The organism is Candidatus Dormiibacterota bacterium, from assembly GCA_036495095.1.
In the GTDB taxonomy this organism is placed as follows: Bacteria; Chloroflexota; Dormibacteria; order Aeolococcales; family Aeolococcaceae; genus CF-96.
In genome coordinates this window covers 19,846-42,176 of sequence record DASXNK010000129.1, presented here as the reverse complement: position 1 = coordinate 42,176, position 22,331 = coordinate 19,846, and the positions used below count along the sequence as shown (strand labels likewise).

At 73.5% G+C, this 22,331-nt stretch carries 19 protein-coding genes; 2 read left to right on the top strand and 17 right to left on the bottom strand.

Features of this window, described 5'->3' with window-relative positions:
• The 3 genes from VGL20_13625 to VGL20_13615 form a co-directional block, all read right to left on the bottom strand.
• A partial coding sequence (locus VGL20_13625) for a biotin/lipoyl-containing protein (GenBank protein HEY2704718.1) occupies nt 1-349 on the bottom strand: 349 nt, incomplete at its 3' end.
• Nucleotides 349-1,332, bottom strand: a complete 984-nt coding sequence (locus VGL20_13620) for an alpha-ketoacid dehydrogenase subunit beta (GenBank protein HEY2704717.1) — start codon at nt 1,330-1,332, stop codon at nt 349-351. The genes VGL20_13625 and VGL20_13620, both read right to left, overlap by 1 nt.
• Nucleotides 1,333-1,334: 2 nt before the next feature.
• The gene (locus VGL20_13615; GenBank protein HEY2704716.1) at nt 1,335-2,330 is read right to left on the bottom strand and encodes a thiamine pyrophosphate-dependent dehydrogenase E1 component subunit alpha; all 996 of its coding nucleotides are present in this window, start codon (nt 2,328-2,330) and stop codon (nt 1,335-1,337) included.
• Nucleotides 2,331-2,616: 286 nt separating this feature from the next.
• Here VGL20_13615 and VGL20_13610 point away from each other — a divergent pair, with 286 nt between their 5' ends.
• Together VGL20_13610 and VGL20_13605 are read left to right on the top strand one after the other, a co-directional pair.
• Entirely contained in the window at nt 2,617-3,636 is a 1,020-nt protein-coding gene (locus VGL20_13610; protein HEY2704715.1) for a sigma-70 family RNA polymerase sigma factor, read from the top strand.
• A 19-nt stretch (nt 3,637-3,655) separates the two neighbouring features.
• Entirely contained in the window at nt 3,656-4,807 is a 1,152-nt protein-coding gene (locus VGL20_13605) for a hypothetical protein (protein HEY2704714.1), read from the top strand.
• 3 nt (nt 4,808-4,810) lie between these two features.
• Here the strand turns inward: VGL20_13605 and VGL20_13600 are convergent, their stop codons facing one another.
• The 14 genes from VGL20_13600 to VGL20_13535 form a co-directional block, all read right to left on the bottom strand.
• Nucleotides 4,811-5,644 carry a rhomboid family intramembrane serine protease gene (locus tag VGL20_13600; protein HEY2704713.1) on the bottom strand — a complete coding sequence of 278 codons (834 nt, stop codon included), beginning with the start codon at nt 5,642-5,644 and terminating at the stop codon, nt 4,811-4,813.
• Nucleotides 5,645-5,721: 77 nt separating this feature from the next.
• Nucleotides 5,722-7,122, bottom strand: a complete 1,401-nt coding sequence (gene lpdA / locus VGL20_13595; GenBank protein ID HEY2704712.1) for a dihydrolipoyl dehydrogenase — start codon at nt 7,120-7,122, stop codon at nt 5,722-5,724.
• Between the two features lies 1 nt (nt 7,123).
• Nucleotides 7,124-8,509 carry a S41 family peptidase gene (locus VGL20_13590; protein ID HEY2704711.1) on the bottom strand — a complete coding sequence of 462 codons (1,386 nt, stop codon included), beginning with the start codon at nt 8,507-8,509 and terminating at the stop codon, nt 7,124-7,126.
• 71 nt (nt 8,510-8,580) lie between these two features.
• Nucleotides 8,581-9,765 (bottom strand): peptidoglycan DD-metalloendopeptidase family protein, encoded by a 1,185-nt coding sequence (locus VGL20_13585; GenBank protein ID HEY2704710.1) that lies wholly within the window; start codon nt 9,763-9,765, stop codon nt 8,581-8,583.
• Between the two features lie 61 nt (nt 9,766-9,826).
• Nucleotides 9,827-10,729 carry a permease-like cell division protein FtsX gene (locus VGL20_13580; protein HEY2704709.1) on the bottom strand — a complete coding sequence of 301 codons (903 nt, stop codon included), beginning with the start codon at nt 10,727-10,729 and terminating at the stop codon, nt 9,827-9,829.
• Nucleotides 10,726-11,427, bottom strand: a complete 702-nt coding sequence (gene ftsE / locus VGL20_13575) for a cell division ATP-binding protein FtsE (GenBank protein ID HEY2704708.1) — start codon at nt 11,425-11,427, stop codon at nt 10,726-10,728. The genes VGL20_13580 and ftsE overlap by 4 nt, the downstream gene beginning before the upstream one ends.
• 327 nt (nt 11,428-11,754) lie before the next feature.
• A protein-coding gene (gene prfB / locus VGL20_13570; protein ID HEY2704707.1) for a peptide chain release factor 2 occupies nt 11,755-12,880 on the bottom strand; the annotation gives its coding sequence in 2 pieces (ribosomal slippage) (nt 11,755-12,813 and nt 12,815-12,880; 1,125 coding nt in all).
• A 3-nt stretch (nt 12,881-12,883) separates the two neighbouring features.
• Nucleotides 12,884-13,366 carry a hypothetical protein gene (locus tag VGL20_13565; protein ID HEY2704706.1) on the bottom strand — a complete coding sequence of 161 codons (483 nt, stop codon included), beginning with the start codon at nt 13,364-13,366 and terminating at the stop codon, nt 12,884-12,886.
• Entirely contained in the window at nt 13,363-13,707 is a 345-nt protein-coding gene (locus tag VGL20_13560) for a VOC family protein (protein HEY2704705.1), read from the bottom strand. The genes VGL20_13565 and VGL20_13560 overlap by 4 nt, the downstream gene beginning before the upstream one ends.
• 16 nt (nt 13,708-13,723) lie before the next feature.
• Nucleotides 13,724-16,678, bottom strand: a complete 2,955-nt coding sequence (locus VGL20_13555; protein HEY2704704.1) for a preprotein translocase subunit SecA — start codon at nt 16,676-16,678, stop codon at nt 13,724-13,726.
• Nucleotides 16,679-16,701: 23 nt separating this feature from the next.
• Nucleotides 16,702-19,194, bottom strand: coding sequence for an FtsX-like permease family protein (locus tag VGL20_13550; GenBank protein HEY2704703.1), 2,493 nt, complete (start codon nt 19,192-19,194; stop codon nt 16,702-16,704).
• A complete protein-coding gene (locus VGL20_13545; GenBank protein HEY2704702.1) occupies nt 19,191-20,024 on the bottom strand; it encodes an ABC transporter ATP-binding protein in 834 nt (277 codons plus the stop codon). The genes VGL20_13550 and VGL20_13545 overlap by 4 nt, the downstream gene beginning before the upstream one ends.
• Entirely contained in the window at nt 20,017-21,066 is a 1,050-nt protein-coding gene (locus tag VGL20_13540; GenBank protein ID HEY2704701.1) for a CAP domain-containing protein, read from the bottom strand. Before VGL20_13540 ends, VGL20_13545 begins: the two co-directional genes overlap by 8 nt.
• Nucleotides 21,063-22,193, bottom strand: a complete 1,131-nt coding sequence (locus tag VGL20_13535) for a CpaF family protein (GenBank protein ID HEY2704700.1) — start codon at nt 22,191-22,193, stop codon at nt 21,063-21,065. The genes VGL20_13540 and VGL20_13535 overlap by 4 nt, the downstream gene beginning before the upstream one ends.
• Nucleotides 22,194-22,331 lie beyond the last annotated feature (138 nt).

The following is a 22,331-nucleotide window of genomic DNA, read 5'->3' as shown; positions in this document are numbered from 1 at the left end:
GCGCGGCGGCCGCCGGAGCGGGGGCAGGTGGGGCCGGCTGCGGAGCCGGGGCAGCCGGTGCGGCGGCGGCCTCCGGTGCGGGCGCGGCCGCGGCCGGAGCGGCGCCCTCGTCGAGCCCGCGGATGGTGCAGATGACCCCGCCGACGGGGACGGTGGCCCCCTCCGGCGCGATCAGCTCACCCATCACCCCGTCGGAGGGGGCGGGCACCTCGGCGTTCACCTTGTCGGTGATCACCTCGGCGATCGGCTCGTAGCGCTCGATCCGCTCACCTGGCTGCTTCAGCCACCTCCCGATGGTGCCCTCGGTGACGCTCTCACCGAGCTGCGGCATCGTGACCGTGACCGCCATCAGTACGCCGCCAGGTCGCGCAGTGCCGCCTCGATCTTCGCAGTGTTGACCATGTAGGCCTCCTCCAGCGGCGGCGAGAAGGGCACCCCCGGCACCTCCGGCCCGCCCAGCCGCCGCACCGGAGCATCAAGGTACTCGAAACAGTCCTCGGCGACGATCGCCGCCACCTCGGACATCACGCTGACCGCCAGGTTGGCCTCCTGCACGCAGAGCACCTTGCCGCACCTCCGTGCGCTCGCCACGATCGTCGCCCGGTCGAGCGGGCGCAGGCTGCGCAGGTCGACGACCTCGCAGTCGAAGCCGTCGGCGGCCAGCGACTCCGCGGCCTCGAGGCAGAAGTGGGTCATCAGGCCGTAGGTGAAGATGGCGATGTCCCGGCCCTGCCGGCGCACCTCGGCGCGCCCCAGCGGCACCGTGTACTCACCGTCGGGCACCTCGCCGCGGATCAGCCGGTAGCAGCGCTTGTGCTCGAAGAAGAGCACCGGGTCGGGGTCGCGGATGGCGGCGCGCAGCAGCCCCTTGGCGTCCTGCGGGGTGCTCGGCACCACCACCTTGAGCCCGGGGATGTGGCAGAACATCGCCTCCAGCGACTGGGAGTGGTACAGGGCGCCGTGGACGCCGCCGCCGAAGGGGGCGCGCACCACCATCGGCACGCTGAAGCCGTTGTTGCTCCGGTAGCGGATCTTCGCCGCCTCGCTGATGATCTGGTCGACGGCGGGCAGGATGAAGTCCTGGAACTGGATCTCGGCGATCGGCCGCAGGCCGTTGATGGCGGCGCCGATCGCCACCCCGACGATCGCCGACTCGGCGAGCGGGGTGTCGATGACCCGCATCTCGCCGAACTCGGCGTGGAGCCCCTCGGTGGCCTTGAAGACCCCGCCCTTCACCCCGACGTCCTCGCCCAGGAGGATCACCCGGGGGTCGCGGCGCATCTCGTCGCGCATCCCCTCGCGGATCGCCTCGATGTAGGTCTTGATGGCCATCGTCACTGGTCTCCGTAGACGTGGAGGTGGAGCGAGTCGGGGGACGGCAGCGGCGAGTTCTCGGCCTCCTCCTGGGCGCGGTCGACCTCGCGCATGCACTCGGCGCGGACCTCCTCGGCGTCGCCCGGGGAGAGCACGCCGCGCTCCTCGAGCACCCGGCGGAAGCGGAGCACGCAGTCCTGGGCCTTCTCCTCGGCGACCGCCTCGCGGGTCTTGTAGGGGCGGTCGTCGTCGTCGGAGCTGTGGGGGGTGAGCCGGGCCACCTTCGCCTCGATGAGGGTGGGACCCTCACCGCGCCGGGCCCGCGCCACCGCCTCGGTCATCACGTGGTACGAGGCCACCGGGTCGAGGCCGTCGACGATGACGCCGGGCATGCCGTAGCCCAGGGCGCGGTCGGCGACGTCCTTGGTGTGTCCCTGCTTCGACCAGGGGACGCTGATCGCGAAGCCGTTGTTCTCGACCACGGTGATCATCGGCAGCTGGTGGACCGCGGCGAAGTTCAGCGCCTCGTGGAAGTCGCCCTCGCTGGTGCTGCCCTCGCCGAGCGAGGTGTAGGCGACCGCGTCCTCGCCGCGCACCCGGCTGGCCAGCGCCGCCCCGGCGGCGTGGAGCATCTGGGTGGCCACCGGCGAACCGCCGGTGATGATGTTCAGGGGGCGGTAGCCGTAGTGGGCGGGCATCTGCCGGCCGCCGCTGTTGGGGTCGGCGGCGCGGGCGAGCAGGGCGAGAAGGTGGTCGCGCGGCGTCATCCCCAGCACCAGGGTGAGGGCGAGGTCGCGGTAGTAGGGCGCGATCCAGTCGTGGCCCGGCCTCAGCGCCATCGCCATCCCCACCTGGGCGGCCTCGTGGCCCTGGCAGGAGATCACGAACGGCGCCCGTCCCTGGCGGTTCAGCACCCACATGCGCTCGTCGAGGACGCGCGCCCGGACCATGTGCCGGTACATCGTCAGAAGCAGCTCGGCGTCGAGGTCCGACCCCGGGGAGGTCTCCGGTCTCATCACAGCCACGTCGTCGTCTCCCAAGGGCGTGGAGGGCTCTGGCCCATGCACCGATCCCACCGGGACAGCATCATCCTCGGAATCCCCCATTGTCACCACGGTGACAGGATCTTGACCCCAAGAACGCGGTCGCGGGCCAAAACAGGCGCCGACCGGCGCGGCTGGACGGTTTCGACCGCCGGTGGGGCGGTTTACCGCCCTCGCACGCGGGGTATCTCATCCGTGCGGGCCCGCTCCCGGGCGCGAGCGAACGGGAACTTTACACCGAGGCTTCACCCTTCTCGCCATGAGGACTCACCCCACCTTGATGCTCGACGACGACCAGGGCGGCACCGCAGCCGACCCGGCAGAGCTGCTGAGCCTCTCCGGCGTGCCCGCCGACCCCTGGGCCGTCGAGGGCCCGAAGCACGCCCCCGACGACGGCGACGCGCTGGTCCTCGACGCCGACGCCGACGACCTCCGCGAGGCACGCCTCACCGCCGGCCTCGACGACCCCGTCCGCGCCTACCTCAACGAGATCGGCAAGGTCCGCCTGCTCACCGCCGCCGAGGAGGTCGAGCTGGCCATCCAGATCGAGGCCGGCTCGCAGCAGGCACGGCGCCACCTGATCGAGGCCAACCTGCGCCTCGTGGTCTCGGTCGCCCGCCGCTACTCCAGCTCCGGCCTGCCCCTGCTCGACCTCATCCAGGAGGGCAACATCGGACTGATGCGGGCGGTCGAGAAGTTCGACTACCGGCGCGGCTTCAAGTTCTCGACCTACGCGACGTGGTGGATCCGCCAGGCGATCAGCCGGGCGGTCGCCGACAAGTCCCGCACCATCCGCCTCCCCGTGCACGTGGGCGAGCGCCACGGCCAGGTGCTGCGGATCACCCGCACCCTCACCCAGGAGCTCGGCCGCGAGCCCACCGAGGAGGAGGTCGCCACGGCGGCGGGGATGCGCGTCGACCAGGTGCGCGCGCTGCGGTCGGCGGCGCGCGAGCCGGTGTCGCTCGACGTCCCCATCGGCGAGGATGACGGTGGCCGGCTCGGCGACCTCATCGAGGACGCCGCTCCGGGCCCGGAGACGACCGTCGCCACCGGCGTGGTGCGCAGCGAGATCGAGTCCATCCTCACCGCGCTGACCCCGCGCGAGCGGCGGGTGATCCAGCTCCGCTTCGGCCTGGTCGACGACCACCAGCGCACCCTCGAGGAGGTGGGCCGCCGCCTCGGCGTCACCCGGGAGCGCGCCCGGCAGATCGAGACCACCGCGCTCCGCCGGCTGCGCCGCCCGTCGCTCGCCGCCATCCTGCGAGATCTTGCCGCGTAGCGCTCGAACCCTCGCGGCGGTGGCCGTCGCCACCGCCCTGACCGCGGCGGGGTGCAGCTCCGCCCCGAGCGCCCCGGCGGTGGCGGCCCCCGCCCCGGCGACCGCCGCAGCGTCGCCCACGGCGGTGCCCACGCCCGCCGACCCGCCCAGCCTCGAGGCCTTCGTGCCCGACGCCGAGCGCTTCGTCGAGACACACCGCGGGCTGCGCTTCACCACCCCGGTGCGGGTGCTCCTGCTCGACGACGCCGCCTTCCGGGCCCGCGCCGGCGGCGGCGGCATCGATCCCACCCTCGCCTCCGACATCCACGCGCTGCAGCTGGTGCCCCGCAGCGTCGACCTCGCCGCCGCCGCCCGCCGCTCCCAGGCGGAGGGCCTGGTCGGCCTCTACGAGCACGCCTCCCGGACCCTGTTGGTGCGCGGCAGCGCCGCCACCCCCTTCGTCCGCGAGGTGCTGGTCCACGAGCTGACCCACGCCCTCCAGGACCAGTGGTTCGGCGTCGACCGCCCCCAGCTCGACGGCGTCACCGACGAGCGCGCCCAGGCGTTCGCGGCGCTCGTCGAGGGCGACGCGGTGCGCATCGAGGACGAGTACCTCGCCTCGCTCCCCGCCTCCCAGCGGACCCGCGCCCTGCTCGAGCGGGACGCGGCCACCGGGGTGCGGGGTGAGACCCCGGCGCCGCTCGCCGCCATCCTCCGCTTCCCCTACGGCGCCGGCGCGACCTTCGTCCGCGCCCTCGCCGCGGTGCGCGGCCAGGCGGGGGTCGACGCCGCCTTCCGCACCCCGCCGACCACCAGCGCCGAGATCCTCGAGCCGCAGCGCTTCCTCGGCGGCACCGCGCCCGCCGTGCACCTCGCCACCCCAGCGCCGGCCGGTCCGGTGTTCGACCGTGGGGTGCTCGGCGAGCTCGGCCTGCGCCTGCTGCTCGACCATGCCGCCGCCACCGGCGCGATCACCACCGCCGACGCCGAGGTCGCCGCGGCGGCCTGGCACGGGGACGCCGATGTGGCCTGGACCAGCGGGGCGACCGCCTGCATGCGGGTCGCCCTCGCCGCCGCCCCCGGGGCCGATCACGCGCTGCTGCGGCGGGTGCTCGCCGCCCACGCCGCCCGGGCCTCGGGGGTGACCCTCTCCGAGACGCCGGACATCCTGACCCTGACCAGCTGCGGCTGAGACCTACCGGGGCTCCAGCAGGCGGCCGCCGAGGTGGACGCCGGCGATGACCAGCGCCAGCACCGCCACCGCCAGCACCACCACGAGCACCGCACGCTCGACGGGGCGGAGGCGGCGGCCGCCGTGGCCCGGCAACGGTGGCACCTGGGCACCGAGCAGCAGGCCGCAGGAGAGCCCCGCGGCGTGGGCCAGGTTGGTCACCCCGGGGAGCGCCGCGCCGCTGAGGAGCACCAGGCCGGTCGCCGCCAGCGCCCGGATCCGCGCGGCGGTGGGCTGGCTGCGGCCGCCCCCCGGGTGGGGGCGGCGCCCGTACATCACCAGCAGGCCGATGAGGCCGCAGAGCCCGCCGGAGGCGCCCACCGTGTAGGTGCCCAGCGGAATCAGCCCGGCACCGCCCGCGGCGACCCAGAGGGCTCCGGCGGCGACCGCGGTGAGGGTGAAGGTCGCCACCGTCACCAGGGGGCCGTAGAGGCGCTCGACCAGGGTGCCGACCACGAGCACGCCGGTGACGTTGCCGGCGAGGTGGAGCGGGCTCTGGTGGAGCAGGGCGCTGCTGACGTACCGCCACCAGTCGGTGCTGCCACCCCGGCCCACGACGCTGAAGTTCGGCAGCGCGCCCAGCGAGAGGAGCCCGATCGGCCGGCCGCCGTGCATCTGCCCCTCGACCGCCCGCTCCACGCCCCAGACCGCCAGCATCACGGCGACCAGCGACCAGGTGGCGGCGGCAGCGCGCACCGACATCAGCAGACGGGACGGGACGGTACGGGCCGCCGCGCCCAAATCCGCCACCCCCCGTGCCGCCATGCTGCGGCGGGGGACGCCGGAGAGACTGGACACGCTCACAACCTACCCAGTCGCCCGCCGCCCCGGGGTCACATCACCGTGCGGTATCGCACGGGGCCGTCACACCGCCGTCAGAGGTGGATCGCCTCGCCGCTCAGCGCGAGGGCCGCCTCGCCGAGCACCTCGCTCAGGGTGGGGTGGGGGGCGATCGCCCGGGACAGCTCGAGGGGGGTGACCTCGAGGAGGGCGCCGAGCGCCGGGCCGGCGATCAGCTCGGTGACCTCGTGGCCGATGAGGTGGACGCCGAGGACGTCGTTGGTGGCGGCGTCCGCGACCACCTTGCAGAAGCCGTCCGCCTCGCCCCAGATCAGGGCCCGGCCGTTGCCGCGGAAGGGGAAGACGCCGGTGCGGACGTCGTGGCCGGCGGCCCGGGCCTCGGCCTCGCCCAGCCCCAGCGACCCGATCTGCGGGGTGCAGTAGGTGGTGCGGGGGACCAGCCGCGGCTGCAGCGGGTGGGGGTCGCGGCCGGCGATCGCCTCGGCGGCGATCACCCCCTCGTGCATCGCCTTGTGGGCGAGCTGGAAGCCGCCGACCATGTCGCCGACGGCGTAGACCCCGGGCTCGGCGGTGGCCAGGGTGGGGCCGACCCGCACCACGCCCCGGTCGACGGCGATGGCGGTGCCCTCGATGCCCAGCTCCTCGAGGTTCGCCTGGCGGCCCACCGCCACCAGCAGCACCTCGGCCTCGAGGCGCTCCTCGCCGGCGGGGCCGCTCACGTTGACCGAGACCCCGCCGCCGTCGCGCCGCACCGACGCGGGGTCGAGGCGGGCGCCGGCCAGGCAGCGGATGCCGCGGCGCTCGAAGGCGCGCTGCAGCTCGGGGCCGATCGCCTCGTCCTCGAGCGGCACCAGCCGGTCGGCGACCTCGACGACGGTGACCTGGGCGTCCATGCTGCGGAACATCGATGCGAACTCGACCCCGACCGCGCCGGCGCCGAGCACGATCACCGACGCGGGCACGTGGTCGAGCACCAGGGCGTCGTCGCTGCTGATCACGGTGCGGCCGTCGAGGTCGAGCCCGGGCAGGCTGCGCACCCGCGAGCCGGTGGCGAGGATCACCGCCCCGGCCTCGACCTCGGTCTCCTCCCCGCCGGTCGCGGAGACCCCGACCCGGCCGGGGCCGAGCAGGCGCCCCCGGCCCGCCAGCACCGTCACCCTGTTCTTGCGCAGCAGCCCCTGCACCCCCTGGTGCAGCCGGCCGACCACCTGGTCGCGGTTGCGCGCCGCCGCCGGCCAGTCGAGCGCGACGTCGGCGATGCGGACCCCCAGCCGGGCCGAGGAGCGGGCGGAGTCGAGCAGTGCCGCGGTCTGGAGCAGCGCCTTGGTGGGGATGCAACCGCGGTGGAGGCAGGTGCCGCCCACCTTGTCGCTCTCCACCAGCACGGTGCGCAGCCCCAGCTGGCTGGCACGGATCGCGCCCACGTAGCCACCCGACCCACCCCCGATGATCGCGACGTCGTACCGCTCGGCCACCTCAGGCCGCCTTGGTGCCGGTCAGCGCGGCCAGCGCCGCCTGGAGCTGGGAGTCGGCGCTGGGCGGCGGCGACTGCGCCTCGAGGTGGAAGCGGTGGTCGTCGTCGGGGAGGGCGGCGCTGATGTCGGGGGTGATCCCGGTGCCGTCGATGGTCTCGCCGCCGGGTCCGAACCACTTCTCGACGGTGAGGTGGAGGTCGGCGCCGTCGGGGAGCCCGAAGTCCTGCTGCACCGAGCCCTTGCCGAACGACTTCTGGCCGACCAGGGTGCCCCGGTGGTAGTCGTGGAGGGCGGCGGCGACGATCTCCGCCGCACTGGCGCTGCTGCCGTCGATCAGCACGGCGAGCGGCTGGGTGGGCGCCAGTCCGCCGGACTCGATCCGGTCACGCTGCACGTTCTCGGCGCTCGTGGGGTTGCCGTCGGGGGCGAGGCGGCCGCGGCGGACCAGCACGTCCTCCTCCACCCCGGGCTTCGGGGTGAGGAACTCGCTGGCGCTGGACTGGGCCTCGGTCACCAGCCCACCGGGATTGTGCCGCAGGTCGAGCACGATGCCGCTGACCCCGCCCTTGAGGCCGCCCTGGAGCAGGGTGCGGAGCATCTCCCCGGTGTTCTCGTCGAAGGCGGTGATCTGCAGGTAGAGCACCGTCCCCAGCTTCTGGGCGTAGGCGGAGGCGATCTGCAGGTCGGCGCGGGTCACGGTGACGGTGATCTGCTGGGTGCCGCGCTGGACCACCATGGTGACCGGGGTGCCGGCGGGGCCGCGGATCAGCGGACCGACCTTCGCCAGCCGGGTGGTGGCGTCCGCGCCGAGGCCGGCGATCGGGGTGCCCGCCACCGCCACGATGATGTCGCCGTTGCGCAGTCCGGCGCGGTCGGCCGGCTGGTTCCTGAGCACGTCCTCGATGGCCACCACCGTCGGGGTGGCGCCGGGAGGGCAGAGGGTGGCGCCGTCACACCGCGCCTCCAGGGTGATGCCGATGCTGCCGTTGCGGCGGCCGCTCAGGTCGCGCTTCAGGGTGGCGTACTGGTCGGCGGTGTAGAAGGCCGAGAAGCGGTCGTTGTACCTGGCGCGCAGCCCCTCGATCAGCCCGCTCTCGGCGCCCTGGGTGCCCACCGTGGCGCCGACGTCGCGGATGACGTACTGCTGCTGGATGACGTCCCAGGCGCTGTTGATGCTGGCGGTGTTGACGCGGTTGTGGCCGACGTGGGGGAAGACCACGTCGAGCACCCCGGCGGCGCGGGTGCCGGAGAGGTTGTTCACCGCCAGCCCGGTCAGATAGCAGCCGACCAGCACGCTCAGCACCATCAGCACGGCGGGCAGCCGGCGCTGTGGCGGGGGTGGCGGGGCACCGCGTTGTGAGGACGGCGACACCGGTCCCCAGCTCATCGGCGGCTGGGGCAGGCTCGGGCCCGAGCCCGCAGAACCGGTCGGTGCGCCTCCCGGTGGGGGCGTCGGGATCACGGCAGGTACTGTAGGGGATTGCGGGGGACGTCGTTGAAGCGGATTTCAAAGTGAAGGTGGGGGCCGGTGGAGTTGCCGCTGCTGCCCTCGTAGCCGATCACCTGGCCGGCGTGGACGGCGTCGCCGTTGCCGACCGCGAAGCGGCTGAGATGCCCGTAGATCGAGACCCAGCCGTTGCCGTGGACGAGGATCACGTGGTTCCCGTAGCCGTACGAGCTGGGGAAGTCGTAGGCGACGCCGCTGTCGGTGGCGGCCACCGGGGTGCCGTAGACGGTGGCGATGTCGAGGCCGCTGTGGAAGTGGCGTCCCGGGCAGCTGGGGTCGTACGGCTCGAACGGGTAGGGGGTGCAGCCGAAGCCCTGGGTGATCTCGCCGGTGAGCGGCCAGAGGAAGCGCCCGCTGCCGCCGGCGCGGCGCTTGGCCTCCTCCTGGGCCCGCTTGAGGGCGCTGATCTGGGCCTCGAGCTCGCGGGCGCTCTGCTCGGCGAGGGCGAGCTGCCGCTGGTCGTCGGCCTCGACGACGGCGAGCGCCGCCTGCTCCGCGGTCCGCTGCGACCGGCCCGCCTCCAGCTGCCGCTCCTGGCTGCTGAGGTCGTTGGTGACCTGGGTCTGGGTGGCCTTGTCGGTGCTGATCCGGGTCACCAGCGCGTCGACCGCGTCGGCCTCCCGGTGCACCTTCGCGACCACGTCGTGCTGGCCGCCGGCCACCCGCCGCACGTTGATGTAGCGCTGCCAGAACTGGGCGAAGTTCTCGCTGCTCAGCAGGTTGTTGATCGCGGTGTTGGTGCCCATCTTGTAGATCGCCACCACCTCGCGGGCGAGGATCTCGCGATCGGCGGCGAGCCGGTCGCGGGCGTCCTGGAGCTTCTGCTGGGCGGCGACCAGGTCGGCGGCGAGCCGTGTCAGGGTGGCCTGGGCGGTGGCCACCGCCTGCTGCTGGGTGGCGATCTGGCCGTCGAGCCGGGCGATGACCGCGCGCAGCTGCCCCTCCCGGGTGCGGAGGACGGCGATGTTCCCCTGGAGCCTGCCGATGAGGCCTCCGACCTGGTCGCGCTGGTGCTGCTTGTCGCTGATCTGGTCGGCGTGGCTCGGGGTTGCGCCCAGCAGCAGGGAGGGCACGGCGACGAGCAGGCAGACGGTGGCGGCGCGGAGGCCGCGTCGCCGCGGAGTCGGCTGGGGCATGGCGGGGATCTCTCCTGGCGGAAGAGCCGTGGTGTGGTGGGACGTGGGCGGGGACGTTTGCTCAGGCGGTGAGGAAGCGGCGGACCCCCAGGTAGCTGCCGAAGGCGCCGAGACCGACGCCGGCGGCGAGCAGCAGGACGATGAGGACCCCCAGGTAGGGGCCGTCGTACGTCAGCGGGAAGATGAACAGGGTGGAGCGCAGGTTGGTCACCGCCGGCTTGTACAGGGCGCTGATCACCGCCCCGGCGACCAGGGCGGCGAGCACCCCGCCGAAGACCCCCTCGAGGATGAAGGGCACGCGCACGAACCAGTCGGTGGCGCCCACCAGCTTCATGATCTCGATCTCTCGTCGGCGGACGTACACCGCGGTGCGGATGGTGTTCATGATGATCACGACGCTGATCACCGCGAGCACGATGCCGATCACCAGGGCGATCAGCTGCAGCGCCACGATCAGGCCCTGCAGCTTGTGGATGACGTCGGGGTTGTAGTCGGTGGGGTGGGTGTCGTGGGCCACGACCGCGTTGAGCCGAACCATCCGGTCGATGGCGGGCAGGTCGCCGAGGCGGTGGAGGTCGAGGTTCAGCGAGGCCGGCAGCGGGTTGCTGCCGAGCACCTTGAGCGAGTCGCCGAGCTCCTTCTGCGAGGCCGCCTCCCGGGCGGCGTCGTCCTTGCTCTCGAAGTGGACGCCGGCCACCCGGGGGTCGGCGGCGAGGTGGCGGCGCAGGTTCTCGATCGACGCCAGCGACACCCCGTCCTCGAGGTAGACCTTGATGTTGCTCGCCCGCGCCTGCTCGGTGGTGAGCACCTGGTCGAGCATGTGGGTGCCGAGCTGGGTGATCCCGACCATGAGCAGGATCAGCGCCATGGTGAACACCGCCGCCAGCGACACCGCCAGGTTGCGATAGAAGTTCTGGCCGGCGCTGACCAGGGCGAAGCGCAGGCTGTTGACCAGGCCGATCATCCGATCGTCGCCTCGCCGTCCTTGAGGTACTGACCCTCCTGCTCGTCGCGCACCACCCGTCCGCCCTCGATGGCGATGACCCGGCGGCGCACCAGGTCGACGACCTCGCGGTTGTGGGTGGCCATCACCACGGTGGTGCCGCGGTGGTTGATCTGCAACAGCAGCTGCACGATGCCCCAGGAGGTGTCGGGGTCGAGGTTCCCGGTGGGCTCGTCGGCGAGGAAGATGCGCGGCTTGTGGACGAGGGCGCGGGCGATGGCCACGCGCTGCTGCTCGCCGCCGCTGAGCTCCTCGGGGAACTTGCTGATCTTGTCCTCGAGGCCGACGATCCAGAGCGCCTCCTCGACCTTCGCCTTGAGGTGGCGCTGGCCGGGGTGGGTGACCTGGAGGGCGAAGGCGACGTTCTGCGCCACCGTCTGCCGGGGCAGGAGCTTGTAGTCCTGGAAGACGATGCCGATGCCGCGGCGGAGCCGGGGCAGGCGGCGCCTGGGCAGGTTGGTGAGCTCGGTGCCGTTGACGAAGATGCGCCCGCTGCTCGCCGCCTCCTCGCGGATGAGCAGCCGTACCAGCGTCGACTTGCCGGCACCGCTCGCCCCCACCAGGAAGACGAAGTCGCGCTCGTTGATGCCGAGGTTGATGTCACGCAGCGCCACGGTCCCGTTGGGGTAGGTCTTGTTGACCCCGTGGAAGCTGATGATCGGGCGCAGGGCGGGGTCGGCGGCGAGCGCGACATGGCCACGGGCGACCCCGGGAACGCTGGCGTCCAGGTTCTCCGGCTGCCGGATGGCCCCCCAGGGGACCGGGTCACGGGACCGGTCCCCGTCGTCGCGGGACGGCGACACCGTCGTCGGTGCGTGCACTGGGTACGCTCCGATTCGGCTCCGGCAGGGCTCCCCCCGAGTGGCCGGCCGGCCACCCACCCGAGGTTCCCGGCGGGCTCGCACGGTGGCGTCGAGCGGATTTGGGCCCGGGACGGGAATCGGACGGAGTATAGCCGGGGTACCGGGGCCGCGGAGGGCCCGGTCTCAGGCGCCGTTCGGCGAGCCCCCGTTCTGCTCCTTCGCCGACCAGCGCAGGTACCCCTCGATGAACGGGTCGATCGCGCCGTCGAGCACCGCCTGGGCGTTGCCCACCTCGACCCCGGTGCGGTGGTCCTTGACCATCGTGTAGGGCTGCAGCACGTAGGACCGGATCTGGCTGCCCCACTCCGCGGGCAGCGAGTCGCCCTTGAGCTCGGCGAGGTGCTCGGCGTGGGCCGCCTGCTGAAGGGTGAGCAGCCGGGAGCGGAGGATCCGCCAGGCGACGTCGCGGTTCTGCTGCTGAGAGCGCTCGTTCTGGCAGGTGACCACGGTGTTGGTGGGGAGGTGGGTGAGCCGCACCGCCGACGACGTCTTGTTGACGTGCTGGCCGCCGGCGCCGCTGCTCCGGAAGACGTCGACGCGGACGTCCTCGGGGTCGATCTCCACGCTGACGTCGTCCTCGATCTCGGGGCTCACCTCGACCAGGGCGAAGGAGGTCTGGCGGCGGTGCGCCGAGTCGAACGGGCTCAGCCGCACCAGCCGGTGGACGCCGCGCTCGGCGCGCATCCGGCCGAAGGTGCGGTCGCCCGCGATCCGGATGGTCGCCGACCTGATCCCCGCCTCCTCCCCCACCGACTCCTCGATGAACTCGGCCGCGAACTTGTGCTCCTCGGCCCAGCGGAGGTACATGCGCACCAGCATCTCCGCCCAGTCCTGGGAGTCGACGCCCCCGGCCCCCGCGTGCACGCTGATCAGCGCCGCGTGGTCGCTGTACGGGTCGGTGAAGAGCATCGCCACCTCGCGGGTGGACAGCTCCTTCTCCATCGCGTCGAGCTCGCTCCGGAGGTCGGCCGCGACCGCATCGTCGGGCTCGGTGTCGAGCAGGCCGGCGAGGTCGCGGGCGTCGCGGGCGGTGCGGTCGAGACGCTCCCAGCCGCCGAGCTCGTCGCGGAGCCGCGAGGCCTCCTGGCTCAGCGTCCCGGCGCGGCGTGGATCGTCCCAGAGCGAGGGGTCGGCGAGCTCCGTGTCGAGCTCGGCGAGCCGTGTCCGCCTGCCCTCGAGGTCAAAGATGCTCCCGGAGCTGGGTCACCTTGAGGTACAGGTCTTCGGCTCGGGAGGTCAGCTCGCTCATCGATCAATCGTACGACGACGCCACCGTCCGGGCGAAGGCCGCCAGCCGGCGGACGTGGCGCCGGCTCAGGCCGGTGCGCGGGGCCACTCCCAGCAGCAGGGTCGGCGCCGGCCGCGCCCGCGCCCAGGCGCGGGTGGAGGCGTCGAAGGAGTCGTCGACCCAGGCGAGCGGCCGCCCGCCGGCGAACCGCTCCACGCCCGGCAGCTTCCACCGGTCGAGGCCGTGCTCCTCGTCCCAGAGCTCGATCACCGGCAGCGGCGGCATCCCCAGGCGGGGGCAGATGTCGAGGTTGGCGCGCTCTCCCCACATCGTGCACCAGGCCAGCTCGTAGCGCTGAGCCAGCTCGCCCAGCCAGACGCCGTGGTTGGCGTGGAAGCCGTGCGGAGCGCCCTCGAGGCCCACTCCGTCGAAGCCGGGGCGCCGGTCGGGGAAGGGCAGGAGCACGCCGTCGACGTCGAGGAGGAGGAGCGGCCGCGCATCCCTCACCGAAGCGGCCGCGCGATGCTCACCTCGTGCCCGTCGGGATCCAGCAGGTGGAAGTAGCGCTCGCCCCACTCGGCGTCGCGCGGCGGCGCCTCGGGATGGAGGCCGGCGGCGACCACCCGGCGGTGGACGGCGTCGACGTCGTCGACGTGGAGGATCAGGCGCCCCCACCACGACCATCGCCGCTCCGGGGGTTGGAGGATGAGGTTGAGAAACCGTCCGTCCGCGAGCCGCAGCGAGGTGAACCCCGCGGCCTCCCCGCCGTGGGCGACCTCGAGGCCGAGCAGGCGGTAGAAGCGGACCGCCGCGGCCATGTCGTGGGTGGCCACGGTGACCGCGCTGATCGAGGGGAGGGTGGGGCTACTCGTAGCGTCCGTGGCAGCGCTTGTACTTGAGGCCGCTGTTGCACGGGCAGGGGTCGTTGCGGCCCACCTTGCCGTGGGCGTCGGCACCGCCGCCGTTGCCCGGCGTCGCCGACCCCGAGACCTGCCGGCTGCCCTCCGACGAGCTCTCCACGACGTTGCGCACCCGCGGGGTGGGGGCGGCGATCACGGCGCCGCCGGCTGCGGCGGCCGCGGCCGGGGCGGCCCCCGGGGTGGCGCGGGCGCGGGCCGCGGCCCGGGCCAGTCCGGCGCTCGCCTGGGCGGCGGCGGGGCGGGCGGCGGGCGGGACGTCGTCGCCGGCGTCGGCCTCCGGTGACGGCTCCTCCGCGTCCGCGTCCTCGCTGCCGGCGGCGTCGGGGGGACCGTCGGTGGGCTGGTCCGGCGCCGGCACGGGAGGCGCCTGGAGCTGGATCTGCACGTGCATGAGGAGGCGCACGATGTCGCGCTGGATCTCCTCGGTGAGCTCGCCGAAGGCCTCGAAGGCCTGGCTCTTGTACTCCATCAGCGGGTCCTTCTGGCCGTAGCCGACCAGGCCCACGCCCTCGCGAAGATGATCCATCTGGGTGAGGTAGGCGCGCCACTTCTGGTCGATCACCTCGAGCATCACGCGCTGCTCGACGTAGCGCATCGTGTCCTCGCCGTACTGGGTCTCCTTCTCCTCATAGCCGGCGACCAGCTCGTTGGTGACCGCCTCGGCGATCGCCTCGACGCCGTCGCCGAGGCTGTCGAGGTCGACCTCGTCCACCGGCGGCAGCGGGGCGATCTGCCGGAACCGCTCCCACATCCCCTCGAGGTCCCAGCCGTCGCGGTTGCGGCCCTCGCAGAAGGTGGGCACCTCGGCGGCGACCAGCCGGTCGATCATGCTCATCAGGTTGGTGCGGGTGTCGGTGCCCTCGAGGATCTTCCGGCGCTCGCCGTAGATGACCTCGCGCTGCTTGTTCATGACGTCGTCGTACTCGACGACGTGGCGCCTGGAGTCGAAGTTCTGGCCCTCGACGCGCGACTGGGCGCCCTCGATCTGGCGGGTCACCATCCGCGACTCGATGGGCGTGTCCTCGTCGATGCGCAGCCGGTCCATCAGGCCCTGCATGCGGTCACCGCCGAAGACGCGCATCAGGTCGTCCTCGAACGAGAGGAAGAAGCGGGTCTCGCCAGGGTCGCCCTGGCGCCCGGAGCGGCCGCGCAGCTGGTTGTCGATGCGGCGCGACTCGTGCCGCTCGGTGCCGATGATGTAGAGCCCGCCGGCGTCGGCCACGCCCTCGCCGAGCACGATGTCGGTGCCGCGGCCGGCCATGTTGGTGGCGATGGTCACCGCCCCCGCCTTGCCCGCCTCGGCGACGATGCTCGCCTCCCGCTCGTGCTGCTTGGCGTTGAGCACGTTGTGGACGATGCCGCGCTTCTCCAGCAGGTGCGAGAGCCGCTCGCTCTTCTCGATCGAGGTGGTGCCCACCAGCACCGGCTGCCCCTTCTCGGCGCGCTCCGCGATCTCCTCCGCGACCGCCTTGAACTTGCCCTCCTCGGTCTTGTAGATGAGGTCGGACTCGTCCTTGCGGATCATCGGCCGGTTGGTGGGGATGGGGATCACGTCCAGCGAGTAGATCTTGTGGAACTCCTCGGCCTCGGTGAGCGCCGTGCCGGTCATCCCCGCCAGCTTGCGGTACAGCCGGAAGAAGTTCTGGAAGGTGATGGTCGCCAGGGTGATGTTCTCCTGCTGGACCTTCACCCCCTCCTTCGCCTCGATGGCCTGGTGGAGCCCGTCCGACCAGCGCCGTCCCGGCATGGTGCGGCCGGTGAACTCGTCGACGATGATCACCTCGCCGTCCTTGACGATGTACTCGCGGTCGCGCAGGTAGAGCGCGTGGGCGCGCAGCGCCTGGTTGATCTGGTGGGCGTCGGCGGCGTGCTCGAGGTCGTAGACGTTCTTGAGGCCCGTCCACCTCTCGATCTTGGAGATGCCCTCCTCGGTGAGCGCCGCCGACTTGGTCTTCTCGTCCTTGGTGAAGTCCTCCTCCGCCACCAGGCGGGGGATGAGGCGAGCGTAGGTGTAGTACTTCTCGGTGGGCTCGTCGGCCTCACCGCTGATGATCAGCGGGGTGCGCGCCTCGTCGACGAGGATGGAGTCGACCTCGTCGACGATCGCGTACCAGAGGCGGCGCTGCACGCACTGCTCGACGGTCACCGCCATGTTGTCGCGGAGGTAGTCGAAGCCGAGCTCGTTGTTGGTCGCGTAGGTGATGTCGGTGGCGTAGGCCTCGCGCCGCGAGCACGGCCGCAGGTTGCGCAGCCGCGGGTCGAAGTGGCTGTCGTCGTGGTACTCGGGGTCGTAGATCAGCGACATCTCGTGGGCGATGACGCCCACGGTCATGCCCAGCGCGTGGTACAGGGGACCGTTCCAGCCCGCGTCACGCCGTGCCAGGTAGTCGTTGACGGTCACCAGGTGCGCGCCCCTGCCCAGCAGCGCGTTGAGGTACAGCGGGAGGGTGGCGACCAGGGTCTTGCCCTCGCCGGTGCGCATCTCGGAGATCTTCCCCTGGTGGAGCACCATGCCACCGATCAGCTGGACGTCGAAGTGGCGCATCCCCAGGACCCGGCGGGACGCCTCGCGGACGCAGGCGAAGGCCTCGGGGAGGATCTCGTCGAGGATCCGGTCGCGCTCGCGCTCGGCCATCTCGATCTCGCGGCGGTCCTCCTCGGCGCCCTCGTCCTCCTCGTCCTCGTCGCCGGTGATGCCCACGGTGACCGGCTGGCCGAGGCTGAGGTCGGGGCCCTCGACCCCCAGGCGCTCGCGGAACTCCGCGGACTTGGCGCGCAGCTCCTCGTCGCTGAGGGCCTCGAACTGCTCCTCGAGCGCGTTGATCGTGTCGACCGTCGAGCCCGCGCGACGGACGTCCTTCTTGATGGGATCGCCGAGGATCCGGGTGAGACGGCTCATAGGGGCACCATGATCTCAGACTATCAGTCGTGTCGGATGGCGGCGACGATCGCCGCCCGTGAGGCGTGCCGTGCCGGCAGCGCGGCGGCGAGCAGCGAGCCCACCACCACCGCGACCAGGGCCGCGAGCGCCGACCCCACCGGGAGCACGAACTGCGGCCGGAAGCCCGGCGACGACCCGGCACGGAGCAGCGGCAGCGCCAGCCCGCAGCCGGCGGCGACCCCGAGGACGGTGCCGGTGGTGGCGAGCAGGCCGGCCTCGGTGAGCACCAGCCGCACCGCCCTCCGGCGGCTGAGCCCGGCGGCGCGCAGCAGGGCGAGCTCGCGGGTGCCCTGGCGGGCGTTGACCAGCAGCGTGTTCACCACCGCGAGCATCGCGATCCCGACCGCCACCCAGCTGAGCACCCCGAGCAGCGCGAGGGTGTGGCCGAGCGCCTGACGGGCGTCGTCGCGGATGGTGGTGACCGGCACGGCGTTCATCCCGTAGAGCGCCGCCACCCGGGAGATGGCCGGCAGCGCGGCGCTGTCGCTGGTCACCACCTGGAGGACGTCGAAGCCGCCGGCGGCGTCGCCGTAGAGGCGGCGGGCGATGCCGTCGCCGATCAGCAGCGCCTCGCGCCCGTCGCCCGCGGGCAGCGAGTGCGCGACCACGCCGGCGACGGTGACCTGGAGCTGGTTGCCGCCCGCGCTCAGGGCGATGGTGCTGCCCCGGTGCCAGCCGTTCGCGGTCGCCAGGTCCTGGGGGACCAGGACCGACGGGCTGACGTCGAGGGCGGTGAGCGCCGCCCCGCGGCCGCCCTCGACCACGTCGAGAGCGCTGCTCGCCTGGTAGGCGATGGGGTCGATCGCGGCGAGGCCGATCGAGCTGCCCTGGGCCGCGGCGGGGAGGAAGCGCACCGGGGTCACCTCGCGCACCCCGGGGGTGGCGGCCACCAGCTGGGCGATCGAACCGGGCTGGGTCGCCGGGCTGTGGACGACGACGTCGCCGACGAACATCTGGGTGACCCAGCGGTCGCCGGCGGTGAGCGCGCCGGAGCTCAGCGCGCTGAGCGCCGTCGCCGTGGCCACGCTGACCACCAGGCCGGCGAGGGTGAGCGCGGTGCGGCGGCGGCGGCGGGCGAGCGCGGCGGCGGCCACCGGGGCGGTGCGCGCCACCGGGCTCAGCGCGGCGCCGACGCCGCGGAGCAGCGGGCCGGCGACCAGCGGCAGGCAGAGGGCGGCGCCCACCAGCAGGGCGGCGCAGCCGCCGACCACGGCGGTGACGTTGGTGCTGCTCGCCGCCGCCAGCCCGGCGGTGGCGAGGGCCACCCCGGCGGCGGCGAGCGGCCAGGAGGGACGCTGGCGCGACGGCTCGGCGGCCGACCGCAGCGCGCTCAGCGGCGCCACCCGGGTGGCGGCGAGCGCGGGCAGCAGGGCGCCGAGCACGGAGGCGGCGAGGCCGGCGGCGGCGGCGTCGACCAGCCGCCAGGGCTCCAGCGCCAGGGGGGGCGCGGGCAGGCCTGCGGCGCCGAGGCGGGCGACCGCCACCGCGCCGAGCAGCGCCCCCGCCACCAGCCCCAGGGCCGCGCCGGCGGCGCCGAGCACGGCGGCCTCGGCGAGCAGCAGGCGGAGCACCTGCCGGGGACCGGCGCCGGCGGCGCGGAGCAGGCCGATCTCCCGGCGGCGCTCGCTCACCGCCAGCGCGGTGGTGTTGGCGCTCACCCCGGCGCAGATCAGGCCGGCGAGCGCGACCACGAGCAGCAGCAGCGGGCGGATCTGGTCGAGCGGGCCGGCGGCGCCGGCGCGCGGGTCGATGGCGAGGGCGGCGCCGCCCAGCCGCGCATCGACGGCGGTGGCCACCGCCGTCGCGCTGGCGCCCGGGGCGAGCCGAATGGCCGCGAGCGGGGTGCGCAGGCCGAGCCCGAAGGGCCCCTCGGCGGCGGCGCGGCTGACGAACACGGCGGGGCCGGAGAAGGCCGGCCCCCCGGCGCCGGCGGCGGTGAGGCCGACCACGGTGAAGACCCGGTCGCCGTCCCTGGTCACCAACCGGACGGTCTCGCCCACGCGCACGGCGTGGGCCGCCCCGGTGGAGCGCAGCGCGGCGGCCACCCCCTGGTCGAGCACCGCCTCGGTGAGGGCGCCGTCGGCGGGCAGCCGGCCGCCGACGAGGTGGAGCGGACGCAGCGCGGCGCGGCCGCCGTCGAGTCCCACCACCGACACGTCGAGCCCCTCGACGGCGCTCGCCGCCACCCGGGCGACGGTGCTCTTCTGGAGCAGCGGGCTCACCCCGGCGACGCCGTGGATGCCCCGCAGGGTGGCGAGGTCGCCGGCGTCGAGGCCGGGGCCGGCGACGGTGCGGACGTCGACCCCGGAGGCGCCGGCGCGGAGACGCTGGGCGCTGCTCGCCTGGCCGTCCAGCCCGGCGAGGGTGAGCTGGACGGCGAGCAGGGCGGCGACGCCGAGGGCGACCGCGAGGGCGGCGAGGAGGCCGCGCAGCGGTCGGGTCCGCAACCAGCCCCGCAGGATCGACGGGATCACAGCCCCAGCTCGACGAGCCGCGCCACCAGCGGTGCCGGGTCGGGAGCGACGGTCGCGTCGCGGCGGCCGAGGTCGACCTCGTCGACGACGGCGCCGTCGCGCATCACCAGCACCCGGTCGGCCCAGGCGGCGGTGCGGGCGTCGTGGGTGACCACCACGGTGGTCTGACCCTCGCTGCGGCAGAGCTGCGCGAGCAGGGCCATCACCTCGTGGGCGGTGGCCCAGTCGAGGTTGCCGGTGGGCTCGTCGGCGAGCAGCACCGTGGGGGCCACCGCGAGCGCGCGGGCCAGGGCCACGCGCTGCTGCTCCCCGCCGGAGATCTCCTCCGGCCCGTGGCCCTGGAGGCCGTGGAGGTCGAGCTGGTCCATCAGCGCGTGCACCCGGCGGCGGATCACCCGGCGGCGGTTGGGCCCGCCCCAGCGGGCGGTGCCGCGGGCGCGCCCGCGCAGCCGCAGCGGCAGGGCGACGTTCTCGGCGGCGGTCAGGCTGGGGATGAGGTTGAAGAACTGGAAGACCAGGCCGATGTGGTCGCGGCGGAAGGCGGCGAGGCGCTCGTCGTCGAGGGAGTAGAGGTCGCGGCCGTCGATGATCACCCGACCCGCGTCGGGCGGCTCGAGGCCGCCGAGGACGTGGAGCAGGGTGCTCTTGCCGCAGCCGCTCGGACCCATGATGGCGACGAACTCGCCGCGGGTGACCTGGAGCGACACCCCGGCGAGCACGTCGCGGGGCTCGCGGCTGATCCGGTAGGCCTTGCGCACGCCCTCGACGGCGACGACGGTGCCGGCTCCGAGGGAGGCGGCGGGAGCGGCGACGACGGCGTGGTCAGTCAAGGAGATGGCCCTCGAGGACGCCCTCGACGGAGTCGGAGAGGAGGCCTTGGGGGGTGTAGAGGAGCGGCGCCGCCGCCGGCGATGCGGTGCCGGCCCCGGCCGCGGTGCCGTCGGCCGGCGCCAGGCTGGTGGGGACGAACGGCGGAGGTGTGGGCGACGGGGTGGGGGTGGGGGTCGGAGCCGGGGTGGGGGCCGCGGTGGGCGCGGGGTCGGATGCGGGGGCGGGGGCCTGGACCAGCGGGTGCGGCACCGGGACCGGCACCCTCACCGGGGGGATCGGGCGGGGGGTGCGCACCGGCACGGGCACCGGCGCCGGAGCACCGCCGCCGCCACCGGTGGACCGGGCGAACTCCTCGGCGACCATCCACACACCGTCGTAGGGTCCCGAGCCGGTGAGCTGGTCGGACCAGCCGTTGCCGAGCTCGGAGCCGATCCCCATCTGGGTGTAGTTGCCGTTGAGGATGTTGGCCCGGTGGGGCGGGCTGTTCATGAAGCCGGTGTTCAGCGCCGCGGCGGCCGAGGCGGGGTCGCCGCCCCCGGACTGCCACTCGATGTTCTCGCCCCACGCGGTCCAGGACACGCCCGCGGCGGTGACCATGCGATCGGCCATCTGGCCGCAGCCGAGGATGGGATGGTCGAAGTAGTTGCGCTGGATCATGTCCAGGGCACGCCCGTTGACGATCACCCCGTTGCAGTTGTACGGGCGGTTGTCGGCGATCGACCCCAGGGTGGAGTTCCACTGCAGCGCGCCGACGCCGTTGCTGGTGCGGTCCTGGTTGGTCAGCGCGAGCAGGTTCGAGTCCAGGGTCGCGCTCGACGCCTGCACCGGCAGCGGCGCCCCGGAGGCGACGCCGAGCGCGGCGCTGCCCAGCCCGGTCGCGGCCGCGAGTGACGCGGCGACGACCCGATGGTGAGGCGCGGCCTCGCCGGCGTCGGTGTCGGGATCGTCGCCCGCGGGCAGCGCGCGCACCGCCCGGCCGGACCTGCTCAGCTCCGCCCAGTGCCGCGCGCGCTCGGCCGCATCCCGCCCCCGGATGGTCATGGCTTGCGGCGGTCGGCGAACGCGGTGGCCTGCTGGGAGGTGCGGCGGTCCGGGAAGAGACGCGCCAGCTCCGGGGGCATGGGGACGCCCATGTCGAACAGCCGGTTGATGATCTGGGGGCGGATGCCGGTGGGAACGAAGTCGCCCATGATCCGACCGTTCTCGTCGGCGCCGAGCGACTTGAAGACGAAGATGTCCTGCATCGTGATCGTCTCGCCCTCCATGCCGACGACCTCGGTGACGGAGGTGACCCGGCGCGAGCCGTCCTTCAGCCGGCTCAGCTGCACGATGAGGTTGATCGCCGACGCCACCTGCTGGCGGATGGCGCGCACCGGCAGGTCCATGCCCGCCATCAGCACCAGCGTCTCCATGCGGGCGAGGCAGTCGCGCGCATTGTTGGAGTGGATGGTGGTGAGCGAGCCGTCGTGGCCGGTGTTCATCGCCTGGAGCATGTCCAGCGCCTCGCCGCCGCGGCACTCGCCGACGACGATGCGGTCGGGCCGCATCCGCAGGCTGTTCATCACCAGCTCGCGGATCCCGACCCGGCCCTCGCCGTTGACGTCCGGGGGCCGCGCCTCCATCCGGCACACGTGCTCCTGGTTCAGCTGCAGCTCGGCCGCGTCCTCGATGGTGACGATGCGCTCGTCGATCGGGATGAAGCTCGAGCAGACGTTGAGCAGGGTGGTCTTTCCGGTGCCGGTGCCGCCGCTGATGACCATGTTGGCGCGGGCCAGCACGCAGGCCTTGAGGAATGCCGCCGAGGCCTCGGTCAGGGTGCCGAACCGGATCAGGTCGGAGGCCTGATAGGGATCCTTGGAGAACTTCCGGATGGTGAGCATCGGCCCGTCGACCGCGATCGGCGGCACCACCGCGTTGACGCGCGAGCCGTCGAGCAGGCGCGCGTCGCAGAGGGGCTGGCGGAAGTCGATGCGCCGGCCCACCGCGGAGACGATGAGGTCGATGACGCGCAGCAGGTGGTTCTCGTCGTCGAAGTGCACGTCGGTGAGAAGGATCTTCCCGCCACGCTCCACGTAGACCATGTCGGTGCCGTTGACCATGATCTCGGTGAGGCTGTCGTCCTCGACGAGCGGCCGGAGCGGCCCCAGGGCCTCGAGGTAACGCGCCATCTCCTCGGTGGTGCGAGCGTTGGTGGCAGTGCTGATCACGGGTGTTGGCACGCTCCTGCAGTCGACCGGTGAGGGCGCGTGCGGGACACCTCGGCGCAGAGGGAGCGCCATGCGGTTGATTCCCCAGCACCCTCGTTG